Source organism: Synechococcus sp. CCY 9618 (genome assembly GCF_019038415.1).
Taxonomy (GTDB): Bacteria; Cyanobacteriota; Cyanobacteriia; order PCC-6307; family Cyanobiaceae; genus Cyanobium.
On the sequence record NZ_JAFKRG010000050.1, the window covers coordinates 1 to 13406 of the forward strand.

Annotated in this window: 12 protein-coding genes and 1 pseudogene; 9 read left to right on the forward strand and 4 right to left on the reverse strand. The window is 66.7% G+C overall.

What is annotated here, in order from left to right:
- From KUG41_RS15675 to hisIE, 3 genes and pseudogenes are all read right to left on the reverse strand, one after another.
- Positions 1-2727, reverse strand: a pseudogene (locus KUG41_RS15675) (hypothetical protein); the annotation flags it as partial.
- A 659-nt stretch (positions 2728-3386) separates the two neighbouring features.
- The gene (locus KUG41_RS13590) at positions 3387-3752 is read right to left on the reverse strand and encodes a hypothetical protein (protein WP_216904753.1); all 366 of its coding nucleotides are present in this window, start codon (positions 3750-3752) and stop codon (positions 3387-3389) included.
- On the reverse strand, positions 3749-4411 hold the full coding sequence (gene hisIE, locus KUG41_RS13595) for a bifunctional phosphoribosyl-AMP cyclohydrolase/phosphoribosyl-ATP diphosphatase HisIE (RefSeq protein WP_216904763.1): 663 nt from the start codon (positions 4409-4411) through the stop codon (positions 3749-3751). The genes KUG41_RS13590 and hisIE overlap by 4 nt, the downstream gene beginning before the upstream one ends.
- Before the next feature lie 99 nt (positions 4412-4510).
- Between hisIE and KUG41_RS13600 the strand changes: the two genes are divergently transcribed.
- From KUG41_RS13600 to KUG41_RS13620, 5 genes are read left to right on the forward strand one after another with little or no spacing between them, the layout of a single operon-like run.
- A complete protein-coding gene (locus KUG41_RS13600; protein ID WP_216904754.1) occupies positions 4511-5014 on the forward strand; it encodes a 6-carboxytetrahydropterin synthase in 504 nt (167 codons plus the stop codon).
- An 11-nt stretch (positions 5015-5025) separates the two neighbouring features.
- The gene (locus tag KUG41_RS13605; RefSeq protein ID WP_216904764.1) at positions 5026-5970 is read left to right on the forward strand and encodes a permease; all 945 of its coding nucleotides are present in this window, start codon (positions 5026-5028) and stop codon (positions 5968-5970) included.
- Positions 5971-5993: 23 nt separating this feature from the next.
- A complete protein-coding gene (locus KUG41_RS13610; protein ID WP_216904755.1) occupies positions 5994-6698 on the forward strand; it encodes a TIGR03943 family protein in 705 nt (234 codons plus the stop codon).
- Entirely contained in the window at positions 6695-8077 is a 1383-nt protein-coding gene (locus KUG41_RS13615; protein WP_216904756.1) for a hypothetical protein, read from the forward strand. The genes KUG41_RS13610 and KUG41_RS13615 overlap by 4 nt, the downstream gene beginning before the upstream one ends.
- Positions 8078-8087: 10 nt before the next feature.
- On the forward strand, positions 8088-8495 hold the full coding sequence (locus tag KUG41_RS13620) for a Fur family transcriptional regulator (RefSeq protein WP_216904757.1): 408 nt from the start codon (positions 8088-8090) through the stop codon (positions 8493-8495).
- A 14-nt stretch (positions 8496-8509) separates the two neighbouring features.
- On the opposite strand, the gene KUG41_RS13625 is transcribed toward KUG41_RS13620, so the two are convergent.
- Positions 8510-8917 (reverse strand): tellurite resistance TerB family protein, encoded by a 408-nt coding sequence (locus KUG41_RS13625; RefSeq protein WP_216904758.1) that lies wholly within the window; start codon positions 8915-8917, stop codon positions 8510-8512.
- 93 nt (positions 8918-9010) lie between these two features.
- Here KUG41_RS13625 and KUG41_RS13630 point away from each other — a divergent pair, with 93 nt between their 5' ends.
- The 4 genes from KUG41_RS13630 to KUG41_RS13645 all read left to right on the forward strand — a co-directional run bounded on the left by KUG41_RS13630 (position 9011) and on the right by KUG41_RS13645 (position 13112).
- Positions 9011-10168: a GTP-binding protein gene (locus KUG41_RS13630; protein ID WP_216904759.1), complete on the forward strand. Its 1158-nt coding sequence runs from the start codon at positions 9011-9013 to the stop codon at positions 10166-10168.
- An 89-nt stretch (positions 10169-10257) separates the two neighbouring features.
- The gene (locus tag KUG41_RS13635; RefSeq protein ID WP_216904760.1) at positions 10258-10401 is read left to right on the forward strand and encodes a hypothetical protein; all 144 of its coding nucleotides are present in this window, start codon (positions 10258-10260) and stop codon (positions 10399-10401) included.
- Positions 10402-10515: 114 nt separating this feature from the next.
- Complete coding sequence (locus tag KUG41_RS13640) at positions 10516-11595, forward strand: extracellular solute-binding protein (RefSeq protein ID WP_216904761.1); 1080 nt, start codon at positions 10516-10518, stop codon at positions 11593-11595.
- Complete coding sequence (locus KUG41_RS13645; protein ID WP_216904762.1) at positions 11592-13112, forward strand: iron ABC transporter permease; 1521 nt, start codon at positions 11592-11594, stop codon at positions 13110-13112. Before KUG41_RS13640 ends, KUG41_RS13645 begins: the two co-directional genes overlap by 4 nt.
- The last annotated feature ends 294 nt before the right edge of the window (positions 13113-13406 follow it).

Genomic DNA, 13406 nt, shown 5'->3' on the forward strand with positions numbered 1-13406 from the left:
TCCCTGGCGCTCCACCAGCTGAACATCCGATGGCTTCACATCCGTGAACACCACCACATCGCGATTGCCGCTCCCATCATCCACATCGCTGATCGTCTTGCTGGCTCCTCCAGCTCCGATCACATACACGTCATCGCCCACACCACCGTTCAGATAGTCATTCCCCGCTCCAGCAATCAGCCAGTCACGTCCGCTGCCGCCATACAGCACATCATCTCCGGCTCCGCCAATAATCAGATCCTGCCCATCACTCCCCTGGAGATGATCAGCGCTTGCAGATCCTTGCAGCAACCGATAGTCCGAAAGAAGTCGTAGGCTAAGTTCATGCTGGGATGGCTGGGTAGCAGCATGCGTCTCAAGTCGAGAAAGGATCTGAACTCCATCGTCTCCAATCGATCTCAGGGCGCGGCCGAAGCGGAAAAGTTTGAAATAATCCGGTTGATGCAGGAAATAGATACCAAAATACTCGCTGATCTGCGCTAAAGTCTCCGGCGAGACATCAGCCTTGAGCTCTCTATCGGGGCCCACTAAATTCTGAAGAATCGGCCAGGCATCTGTCTGCAGGATCAACTGATCTTCAAGATCAGCACGTAACGCTTCATAAGCTCGATGAAGCAGCGTGACTGAGCCTCCAACAGGGCGAGGATCTGCCCAGCCTTCTCGATACTGCTGTCCGAGGAGACGCTCCATCACGGCGAGCCGTGCCTCGACGGAACCAAGGTTCGCCATGTTCGTCTCTGAGGCGACCCCGGTCCACATAAAGATCAATGGATCGATCAATGCCGCGCGCTGAACAGAGTTTCCCTGAATCCAACGTTCCAGGAGCAAGCGCAAATCTCCGGAAAGATCCAATGCCATGGCCTGATGAAGATCCCGAACAATGCCCATTCCCTTCAGATCGGGCAAACCGGCAAGGCTGTTCTCCACTGGGGAAGGATTAAGCCACCGGGTACGTGCCCGATCCACGCGGAACCAGACATCGTGCATCGCCTGAGCCGTGCCGTCGGCAGCTAAAAACTCGCCGACCTGGAGATGTCGATTGCCGTGGGAATCCACGTGGGTCGCCGTTGCATACTCCACACCAAGTCGGTTCACACCGGCCTCCTGCATGGAAAGCAACTCCCCTGGATCGACAGCACCATTACTATTTCTGTCCATCCATACTTTCAATGTGGACCACGCCGAGTCCAAATGATCGATGTAGCGATCACCATTTGAATCGAGAGCGCTCAGGGCCTCAAAACCATTGGCCGCTCGGCTCCCATTCGGCTGATCCGTGTGATTGCCAAACAGCTCTCCCCCATGATCAATCTTGCCATTTCCATCCAGATCTCTTACCAGGAGTCCGTCGGTTGGGCTTAGCCAACCTGTTCTTTCTGCATATCCATTGCGGTCATGGTCGAAATGAATCTCCAATGAGCCCTCCGCCATGGTGGTGACACCGTTGCGATCAAGGTCCAGAATCAGCGGGCAAGAATACGCTCTTTCTGCCGTTTCAAACTTCTCTCTGAGCCCCTCCAGTCCTTTATCCCAAAGATCGGCAAGATGCTCGGCGAGAAACTCGGCTGCTTCATCTGCATAGGCACTGCCGAGCATGGATGCGGAGAGCGTAATGCCGCCAGCAACCAACCAGCCGAGCGGACCGGCCGCCAACAGAGGGGCCACCGCCAGAGATGCCAGTCTTCCAGCAAGGATGGCACCAGCATTCTCCAGCGCCCAGCGGGTCAGCAACTCCTGCGCTGCCTGATGGTCACCCGCCTCCACTGCCACCTTCGCGTCATAAGCAACAGCAGCAAGGCTCACCACATCGGCAACTTGGCCGAGTTGATCAAGCGCCTTCAGCCATCGCGACGCACCATTGGGATTGACGAGCTGGAGCTCCTGATTATAGCGAACAGCCAGATTATCCTGGGCCTTACGAATATCCTTCAGCGCCTCACGATGGGAAGCGACTCGCTCTGGAGGGATGAAGTCCGCCATGGATCGCATGGGCGTATCTGGAGGAGGTGCTTTTCCATCAATGGCATTGGAGTCTCTGAAAAATTCTCGAGCATCTACAAGAAGGTGATTATCTCGAATTAAAGGCACGCCTTCATCATCAACATGAATGAAGAGCCTTGACGTGCGCTCTTCTGAAACTGCCGAGATTACTCTAAATATTTGATCGATCGCCATGCCCGAAAATGCAGCTTTTGGGATACCATCAATGCTGGGGACATTGGGATTTGCAAGGATCTTGGGAAGCTCAGTCTGATAAAAAACTCGATTCATTGAAGCGCCTCCCGTTACTGTGAAAACCTCTCCCGAGGCTTCCATTGCAAAGCGCTCCGACAGCTCATCCCAAATACTGCTAGCCTCTCTTATTCCATCTACTGTATTTCCATAGAGAAAACTATTTAGACCGTCTGGATCTTCCCGAAATATTTCATCCAACTTTTCTGCAAGACGGCCATCTCTCATTCCCTGATCATCAGTCATAGTGAGAAACTTGCTCACCTCTGATTGATCAATAATCCGGACTTCATTACCTGATGTCCAAAAAGATAAGGCTATGTCTCCTGATCGCACTGCACCGCCAGAAATCGGGTCAATCTTTCCTGTTACGCCACTGTAGAGGATAGTAACCCCGCCACTAGTCCTTGTATCAATTCTGCGAATCAGGTCAAGCAACTGCTCTTTGCTATGAACCAAAGCGAGTTCATCCCTCGCCTGCGCAGCAGTAATCATGATCCCAACTTGATAAGTTTACTTTGTTAGAAAATGAGCTTAAAATTTAAATATTACAATGCGAATTGGAGCGAATAGATTTCTTCTTCCATCATATCCAAAGCACTCTAGGCCCTCCTTCAAGACACCGATTACTCGCTTCTGATCAAGCCCAGCAAAGCTACTTGGCTGGACAATCACGACTGATTTCCACACTATTCGATAAGGAATCTCTTTGAAGCTCTTCGAGCAATCTCCCATGTCGAGAGACAGGAAGAGAAGCCTTTGGTCTACGAAGAGGTGAAATCGCCCTTCCGGCTCGTATCCCCGCGCGTTATTCTGAGAGATCTGTCCCCAGAGGTAAAAATCTCTCGCACTATCTCTAGTCCAATAACATTTCGTGCCTGGGACAAACGGAAGGTTGTACTTCGCGATGTCCTCATCAGACACCACCTCATTCACAAAGGTCATCTGACTTCCAATACGAGGAATGGAGCAGGGCGAGTCGAAGCGCTGACCTGCGACGGCGGAGGGGCCATCGAGCGGCTTCCCTGGATGGAGGAGCTGCACGTTGAGAACGTAACGGTGGAATGGGAAGCGGGCCAGATAGGGCGGAATGCCGCAACCTTGGCTGTCCTGTTCCAGGCTTCCCGGGGGCGGTCATGCGCCTCCCTCCCCCCTCACCGATCCAGCTCCAGCCACTGGCGCGCGTCCCGCGCCGCCTTCTCCTGCCCCTGCCGGTGCCCGAAGGCGAACGCCGCCACGCAGAGCAGGGTGATCGCCGCCGGAACTGTGCTGGATGGCAGGCGGTTCCGGCTGGCCAGATCGTCCGGCAAGCCCCCCAGGGTGAGGATCAGGAAGCCCACCGCCCCCAGCGACGTGAGGCCATAGAGAAAGGGTGTGAAGGTGCGGCGCGTCAGCCCGTGCAGCAGCAGCACCGCGAGCCCCACCCAGGGCAACCCCGAGCCCACCGCCCACAGCCAGCGTTCGCCCGATCCGTCCGCCAGCCGCCGCCGGCAGGCCATCTCCCGCTGCAGGCGACTCATTCTCTTCGCGGCGCCCCGCGCCGTGCCGCCAGCACCTCCAGCACCTGCCGCCAGTCCACCCCGTGGTGGGCCAGGGCCACCTGGAGATGGAAGATCAGGTCGGCCGCCTCGCCGGCGATCGCCTCCGGGTCGTCGTCTTTGCAGGCCATCACGAATTCGGCGCTCTCCTCGCCGATCTTCTTGAGGATGCGGTTGTCGCCCCCCTCCAGCAACTTGTTGGTGTAGCTTCCCGGCTCGGGCCGCTCCCGCCTGCCGGCGATCACCCGGGCCAGTTCGCTGCAGGCATCGGCCGGCGGCGGCGGGGCGTCCGGCCCGCCTGCGGTGGCCGCCGCCCCTTCCTCGTAGAAGCAGCTGCGGGCGCCGGTGTGGCAGGCCACTTCCCCGGTCTGCTCGATCGTGAGCAGCAGCACGTCGGCGTCGCAGTCGTAGCGGAGGCCGCGCAGCCTCTGGTAGTGGCCGCTGCTGGCCCCCTTGTGCCACAGCTCCTGGCGCGAGCGGCTCCAGTAGTGCACCTCACCGCTCGCCAGCGTCCGCTCGATGGCCTCCCGGTTCATCCAGGCCACCATCAGCACCGCCCCGTCCAGCCAGTCCTGGGCCACCGCCGGGATCAGGCCGGCGCCATCGAAGCGCAGCGTGCCGATCAGCTCCGGGCCGGGCAGCGGCCCCCCCCCACCGGGCGGGGAGGGGTGAAAGGATGCAGGGGAAGCGGCGGATGGAGCCCCCAAGGGACGCGACGTCGGCTGCAGCGATCCTCCCCCATGTCCTCCCCCGCGGCCCACACCTGCAGCAAGAGCTACGGCGGCTTCCCCTGCTGCCACCGCCAGTGGCGCCACCCGGGCCACTGCCGCTTCGTGCACGGCTACAGCCGCAGCTTCACCTGCTGGTTCGCCGCCCGTCACCTCGATGTGCACGGCTTCGTGGTCGATTTCTCCAGCCTGCGGCCCCTGCGGGAGCGACTGGAGGACCAGTTCGACCACACCTTCCTGGTGAACCACGATGACCCCCTGCTGGAGCAGTGGCAGGCCCTGCACGAGCAGGGCGCCCTCGACCTGCGGGTGATGGCCAACGTGGGCATGGAGGCCAGCGCCGAGCTGGTCTGGGGCTGGGCCAATGAACTCCTGCACGGCCGCGACGGCGGCCGCAGCTGCTGCTGGCGCGTGGAGGCCCGCGAGAACGAGAGCAACGCCGCCTGCTTCAGCGGCTTCCCCGACTGGTACGACCAGGCGGCCGCCCTGCCCACGGAGCCCTGGCCGGCACCGTGAACCTCGCCCGTATGGCCACCGCCTGGGCCCTGTTCCAGGGGCTGCTGATCGAGGCGCTGCCCTTCCTACTGATCGGCGTGCTGATCTCCGCCGCCGCCCGCTGGCTCGCCCCCGGGGGCCGCTGGCTGCGGCGGCTGCCGACCCACCCGCTGCTGGGGCCGCTCACCGGCGCCGCCCTGGGCTTCGCCCTGCCCGCCTGCGAATGCGGCAACGTGCCGGTGGCCCGGCGCATGCTGGGCGGCGGCGCCCCCCTCGGCGCCGGCCTCGGCTTCCTGTTCGCCGCCCCCGTGCTCAACCCGATCGTGATCGCCAGCACCTGGGCCGCCTTCCCCGAGCAGCCCTGGCTACTGCTGGCCCGCCCCGCCGGCGCCGTGCTGGTGGCGGTGGGTCTGGCCCTGCTGCTGGCCCTGGTGCCCGAATCCCAGCTGCTCCAGTCCGACCTGCTCGCCGAACGGCGCCTGCACCAGCCCCTGGCCGTCGTGGGCCTGCTGGAGCGCTCCAGCGGCCTGGTGGGGGGGGCAGCGACCGCAGCGGACGCCCCACCGCCGCGGCCGCCCCTGGCGGAACTGATGAAGCACGCCGCCAACGAGTTCCTACAGCTGGCCCTGTTGCTGGTGATGGGCTGCGTCATCGCCGCCCTGGTGCAGTCGTTCGTGCCGCGCAGCTGGCTGCTGGCGGTGGGCGGTGCCCCCACCCTCTCGATCCTGGCCCTGATGCTGCTGGCCCTGGTGGTGTCGGTGTGCTCGAGCGTGGATGCGTTCCTGGCCCTCAGCTTCGCCGCCCAGGTCACCCCCGGGGCCCTGCTCGCCTTCCTGCTCCTGGGTCCGGTGATCGACCTCAAGCTGTTCAGCCTGCTGGGGCTGCTGTTCCGCCCCCGGGGCCTGCTGCTCACCACCGCCGGCGCCGGCCTGATGGTGCTGCTGATCGGCCAGTGGACGAACCTGTGGCGACAGTGACCCCGTCACCCCTCGCGCCGGCGATGCCGCCCCTGATCCAGCGGGCCGCCCTCTGGCGCGCCGGCGCCCTGGGCCTCTGGGCCCTGGTGCTGCTGGCCAGCAGCGTCGATGGCCGCCTCGACCTGCTGCTGCGCGCCGTGTTCCACCCGCTGGTGGCCCTGGCCGGCCTGCTGCTGCTGGCGGTGGCCCTGCTGCAGCTGCGCCTGGTCTTCGGGGCCGGCGGCCGCGAGCGGGGCGACCGGCGCCAGGGACGCACGCTGCTGCTCACCGCCGCCATCGCCCTGCTGGTGCTGCTGCTGCCTCCGGCCCCCTCCTTCGCCGACCTGGCCGGCCAGCGGCCCCGCGACGAAACCGCCGAAAGCGAGCTCAGCTTCGTGCTGCCGCCAGCCCAGCGCAGCCTCACCGACTGGGTGCGGCTGCTGCGCAGCCAGCCCGATCCCCAGCTGTTCGAGGGCGATCCGGTGCGGATCAGCGGGTTTGTGCTGCCGATGCCCGACGAGCCGCCCCAGCTGGCCCGGCTGCTGGTGCGCTGCTGTCTGGCGGATGCCTCGCCGGTGGGGCTGCCGGTGCGCTGGCCCGGTGGCCAGGCCCCCGCCCCCGCAGACGCCTGGCTGGCCATCGACGGGGTGATGGGCCTGGACAAGGCCCCGGGAGGCAGCGATCAGCTGGTGGTGGTTCCCAGCCGCATCCGGCCGATCCCCCGGCCCGCCCGACCCCTGGAGCCATGACGCTGCCTCCACCTCCCCTCCGCTCCCGTCCCCTGGCCCTGGCCCTGGGGCTGGCGACCGCCCTGGCCCTGGTGCAGCAGCAGCTGCTGCTACGCCAGCCGCCACGGCTCGAGAGGCTGGTGCCGGTGGCCGCCAGTTCCGGGCCCGCGGCCCTGCAGGCCCGCTTCAGCCGGCCGATGGGTCGGGCCAGCGTGGCCGCCGACAGCCTGCTATCCCCGGCGCTGCGCCACCAGTGGCTCGGCGACGGCGACACCCTGCTGCTGAACCTGGCGCCGGGCGAGCGGATCCAGTCGCCCCTCAGCCTGACCCTGGCGGGCCGGGACCGCCGCGGCCTGGCCCTGGCGCCCCAGCACTGGCAGTGGGATCCACGACCCCGGCTGCTGGCGGTAGTGCCCGTGGCCGGGGGGGAACAGGTGCAGCTGCGGGATCACGACGGCCGCTGGCAACCGATCACCCCCACCTGGCCGCGGATCACCATGGTGGAGCCCCTCGGCGGCGGCAACGCCGTGGCGGTGGTGTCCCGCTCCGACACAGGCCGCTTCCGGGTGTGGCGGGTGCCCATCCGTCAGCAGAGCCTGCGACCCCTTGGGGGCGCCAATGCCCAGCCGGCTCCGGCGCCGCTGAAGGCGGGCACCCCCGAGCCCATCGGTGCGGGCGAGCTGCTGTTCGCCCATATCAGCGGCAACCGCCGCGGCGAGCTGCTGGTGCAGGCCGGCGGTGATCAACCCGATCAGGCCTCCATCAACCTGTGGCCCCCCAGCGGCGGCCCCCGCCGGCTGCCCCTGGAGGCCAGCGGCGCCGTGCAGTTGCTGCCCGGGGGAGGGGCGGTGGTGGTGCCGGAGATCGACGGGCTCAGCCTGAGGGATCTCCCCCCCCGGCCGCCGCGCCGCCAGACCCTGCCGGGCAGCCGCGATCTCAGCAGCTTCTGTCCCCGGGCGGGGCGGGCCCTGCTGGTGCGCCACTGGCCCGATTACCGGCGCTCCCTGGAACTGGTGGAGCCGGGCCTGGCCCCGCGGCAACTCTGGATCGGCACCGAGGCCCTGGTGGCCACGGCCTGCAGTCGGGGCGGGGAGCGGATCTGGGCGATGCTGGTGGAGGGGACGGGCCGGCCGGCCCTCACCCTGCTGGCCCTCGACCAGCGCGGCAGCGTGCTCCGTCGCCGTCGCCTGAGCCAGTGGGAGCTGGAGCCGGGCACCGGCCTGAGCTACGACCCCACCAGCGACCGGCTGCTGGCCGTGCTGCGGCCCCTTGAGGCCATCCCAGGAGAGAACCCGGGACCGCCCCCACCGGCCAGGGCGGTGTTGATCGATGCCGTCACCCTCACCCCGATGCCGCTGCAGCAGGAGGCTCTCCAGGCAATCTGGTTGCCGGCGGGGTAGAAACGGGGCCATGCAGGCAACCACCAACCCTGACCTTGCCCCACGCCAGGCTTCCCTGATGGAGGAGTTGCGCCGTGCCGAGGGGGAACTGAGCGGCCAGGATCTGCATGCCCGTCTGCGGGGTGGTCCCGGCGCCATGGGCCTGGCCACCGTGTACCGGCACCTGCGCCAGCTGCAGCAGCGGGGCCTGGTGCGCTGCCGCCACCTGCCCAGCGGGGAAGCCCTCTACGCCCCGACCGAACGGGACGAACACCACCTCACCTGCGTCGACTGCGGCACCACCATCGTTCTCACCCACTGCCCGGTGCACGACCTGCGCCTGCCCGGTGAGGAACTGGACGGCTTCCTGCCGATGTATCACACCCTGGAATTCTTCGGGCTCTGCAGCCGCTGTCGGAAGGCCCAGCCTCCGGACTGAAGCGGCCGGTGTCTTCAGGTGCCGAGGCTGTCGCGGTGCAGCACCGCCATCACCTCCAGGATCTGGCTGCAGCGCTCGGCGGGGACGGCGATCAGTTCCGCCAGCCGCGCCAGCATCTGCTGCTCCACCGGCTTGAAGCTGCGGTTGGTGTGCACCAGCAGGGCCGCCATGGCGAAGGCCGTCTCCTGCTGGGGCGTGGTCAGCACCGGGGCGGCCTCGGCGACCAGTTCCTGCCAGCCACCGCTCTGGAGCCGGCCCAGCAGACCGTCGAACATCGGCGCCATCACCGCATCGCCGAGGTCGCGATAGGGGGATCGCACCTCCAGCAACTGGCGCAGCATGGCGGCCTCATCGCCGTCGAGCACACCGTCGCAGGCCACCGCGGCAAGGCCGATGGCGGCGAAGGCTTCGCTGGGGGTCATGGACGCTGATCGGATGCTGCCATTCCAGCAGCCCCGAGAGCACTCCCCGGCAACCGGGCCGTCAGAATCAGCGCAACGCCCTCCCCCGCCACCATGACCAGCACGAAACTGGATGCTCCGACGCCGGCCACGGCAGAGGCTGCGGGAGCCAGGCCCATCTCCGTGCCCGTCACGATCCTCACGGGATTCCTGGGGGCCGGCAAGACCACCCTGCTCAACCACATCCTCAGCAACCAGGAGGGCCTCAAAACGGCCGTGCTGGTGAACGAGTTCGGCGAGATCGGCATTGACAACGAGCTGGTGGTGGCCACCGGCGACGACATGGTGGAGCTGAGCAACGGCTGCATCTGCTGCTCGATCAACGGCGAGCTGCTGGAGGCCGTCTATCGGGTGCTGGAGCGTCCCGAACCGGTCGATTACCTGGTGGTCGAAACCACCGGCCTGGCCGACCCCCTGCCCGTGGCCATGACCTTCCTGGGCAGCGACCTGCGCGATCTGACCCGGCTCGACTCGATCATCACCCTGGTGGATGCCGAGAACTTCGGCGCCGAGACCCTTCAGGGGGAGGTGGGCCGCGCCCAGATCGTCTACGGCGACATGATCCTGCTCAACAAGTGCGACCTGGTCAGTGAGGAACGGCTGGCGGCTCTGGAACAGGAGCTTCGGGCGATCAAGCCCGAGGTCCGGATCCTGCGCTCGGTGAAGGGGGAGGTGCCCCTGCCGCTGCTGCTGAGCGTGGGTCTGTTCGAGAGCGACAAGGTGGTGGAGCAGCAGGCTCCCGCCACCTCCTCCCCAGGGCACGGGCACGACCACGGCCCCGCAGACGGGCACGACCACAGCGACTGCGACCACGATCACGGTCACTGCGAGCACGACCACGATCACGGCCAGGCCCACAACCACGACCACGACCAAGACCACGGCGACCATGCCGACCACCAGGCGATCGAGGGCTTCACGTCCCTCTCCTTTCAGAGCGACGGTCCCTTCTCACTGCGGAAATTCCAGAATTTCCTCGACAATCAGATGCCGGAGGGTGTGTTCCGCGCCAAAGGGATCCTCTGGTTCAACGAAAGCGAGCGCCGCCACGTGTTCCACCTGGCCGGCAAGCGCTTCTCGATCGATGACAGCGACTGGGCCGGCCCCCGCAAGAACCAGCTGGTGCTGATCGGCAAGGAGCTCGATCACGGGCGTCTGCGCCAGCAGCTGCAGGCCTGCGTGGCCCGGGACAGCGGCAGGGGCTTCGCCTGAGGGTTCGGTCCTCCCCCCTCCCGGGGTGAAGCCATCGCTACGGCGGCCCCTGGCGACGTGGCTAAGGTGACCAGACACGAATCCGTCCCATGACCGAGTTCCTCCTGATGACAGGCGTTCTCGCGCTGCTGGGTCTGGTGCTCTGGATGGCGGCGGATTCAGACGATGACAACGGTGGTGGCGGCCTCATGCAGCCGGCCCTCATCCCCATTCGCACGCGTCGCGACTACTGAACCGGGTTCCTTTCGGGGGACTCCTTCGTAACCTTTGCTACGCGATCCAGCGTCGTTTGCTCAACCCCCGCTCCCGGAGGTCCCATAGGGTCCGAGCATTCGCTCGATCACCCGATGTCCGACCGCCAGGTCCCCTCCCGTCTCGTCCTTCTTTCCGCCCTCGGGCTGGCCGGTGTGGTCGCTGCCGTGGGCTGCGTGGCCTCCCAGTCCCCGGTGAATTCCAAGGACCAGGACATCTTGACCGCCCAGGCCGGCACCACCCTCGGGGTCTACTCCGGCCGCCACTACAACACTGACAAGCAGCTCTATGCCCGCTTCACCGCCAGCACCGGCATCAAGGTGAAGCTTCTGGAAGGCAAAGATGACGCCCTGATTGAGCGGCTGCGCACTGAAGGCAAGGCCAGCCCCGCCGATGTACTGGTGCTCGTGGATGCCGCCCGGCTCGACAAGGCCACCGACATGGGCCTGTTTCAGCCGATCCGCTCCGCCGCCCTGCAGCGGGATGTGCCGGCGAACCTGCGCGACTCCAAGGGCCGCTGGTTCGCCCTCACCCGTCGGGTGCGGGCCGTGGTGGTGAACCCGAAGCTGGTCAACCCCGCCAGCATCCGCACCTACGCCGATCTGGCCAATCCCGCCCTCAAGGGAAAGCTCTGCCTGCGCAACAGCAAGAGCGTCTACAACCAGTCCCTGGTGGCCGACCAGATGATCCTGCAGGGTGAGCCGGCCACGCGCCAGTGGGTCAAGGGCATGATGGCCAACGTGACCCAGCCCATGTTCACCTCCGACACTCCCCTGGCCCGGGCCGTGGCCCAGGGCACTTGCGGTGCCGCCCTGGTGAATACCTACTACGTGGCCCGCATGCTCTCCGGGGAGGGCGGCGCCACCGACAAGGCCCTGGCGGCGAAGCTGCGCATGGTGTTTCCAAAGCCCGCCCACGTCAACATCAGCGGCGCCGGCGTCACCCGCCATTCCCGCAATGCGGCGGCCGCCACGCGCCTGATCGAGTTCCTGGCCTCCCCCAGCGGCGGCAAGGGCTACGCCGAGGCCAACAACGAATACCCGCTCAAGGGTTACGGCAACAACCCGATCCTGAAGCGCTTCGGCAACTTCCAGGCCGACGGGGTCTCCGCCGAGCAGATGGGAGCGAAGAACAAGGCCGCCGTCCAGCTGATGGAGGCCAACGGCTGGTCATGAGCACCGCCCCCCGCCGGGCCCTGCTGGGCGTCCCCGTCCTGGGGATCTGCGCCCTGGCCCTGCTGCCCCTGGTCGGTCTGGGCTGGTTCGCCCTGGGCGGGGACCCTGGGGGGCTGACCGACCTGGGGACCAATGGCGCCACGGAGGTGGGCCACACCCTGCTGCTGGTGCTGGGGGTGGGCATGGCCGGAGCGGCACTGGGCACGGCCAACGGCTGGATCACCGCCTGCTGCCAGTTCCCGGGGCGCCGCTGGCTGCGCATCGCCCAGCTGCTACCCCTGGCCACCCCGGCCTACCTGATCGCCGCCACCCTGATCGATCTGGGCAGCCGCCTGGGCCTGCGCATCCACGGCAGCGGCTGGGCCGTCACCGTGCTCACCCTGGGCACCTACAGCTATGTGTTCCTGCTTTCCACCGAGAGCTTTTCGGTGGAGGGCCGGCGCCAGCTGGAGGCCTGCCGCAGCCTGGGGGTGGGGCCCTGGGGCAGTTTCCGGCGCGTCGCCCTGCCGATGGCGATGCCCGCCATCGGAGCCGGCATCGCCCTGAGCGGCATGGAGGTGGTCAACGAGCTGGGAGCGGTGGAACTGCTCGGCGTGCCCACCCTCTCGGGGGGCATCCTGCAGCGCTGGCAGAGCGAGGGCGACCCCCAGGGGGCGGTGGCCCTCGCCCTGATGGCCCTGGTGATCGTCAGCCTGCTGGTGGCCGCCGAACGCCAGATGCGCCGCCGCAGCCGGCGCTGGAATCTGGTCAGCGGCGGCAACGCCGCTCCCGACTGGCAGCTGCGGGGCTGGCGGGCGGTTGCCGCCCAGCTGCTCACCCTGCTGCCGCCCCTGGCCACCCTCGGGCTGCCCCTGCTCTGGGCAGCCCTGAGCTGGGATCAGCTCCAGGCTGAATCCCTGGCGGAGCTCGCCGGACTGAGCCTGCGCAGCCTGACACTGGCCCTGGCGGCGGCCCTGGTCACCGTGGTGGCGGCTGTGCTGCTGGCGGTGGCCCGCCGCTGGATCTCCCAGCCCCTGCTGGGCCGGCTCACCTTCGTCGCGGGAATGGGCTACGCCGTACCGGGCACCGTGCTGGCCCTGGCCCTGATGCTGATCGGCGGGCCGCTGCAGCTCAGCCCCCTGCTGCTGCTGGTGTGGGGCTACGGCGACCGCTTCCTGGCCGTCTCCAAACAGGGGCTGGACGCCGCCTTCGAGCACATCCCCCCCAGCCTGGACGAATCCGCCACCAGTCTCGGCTGCGGCTGGCTGGCGGTGCTGCGCCGCATCCACCTGCCCCTGCTGCGGGGGCCCCTGCTGGTGGGGGCGCTGCTGGTGTTCGTGGATGTGGTGAAGGAGCTGCCGCTCACCTTCGCCCTGCGCCCCTTCGACTTCGACACCCTTTCGGTGCGCGTGTATCAGTACGCCAGCGACGAGCGGGTGGGGGCGGCCCTGATTCCGGCGCTGCTGATCCTGGGGCTGGGCCTGGCCGCGTCCCTGGCCCTGGTGCCGAGTCTGGAACGCCAGGGCAAGGGAAGCTGACGCTCTGATCAGTCGCGGCCGCAGCAGCACTTGCCGCCCTTCCACTTGGAGCACTTCTTCTGGCGACAGCCCTTCTTCTTGGACTGCTGCGGACCACGGGTTGAAGCGGGAACGGGGCTGTCGGGAAGGCTGCCGAGGGAAGGGGCCATGGGTCAGGAGGTCGGGAAGGGAAAAGAGAAGAAAGGGAGGGGCCGCGCTGCTCAGGCGGCGAGGGGTGCGCCGTCGACCAGCTCCGGCGACAGGCGCAGGCCCGCTGCACCGCTGGGGGCCTCCAGCAGCTGGGCGGTGCGGATG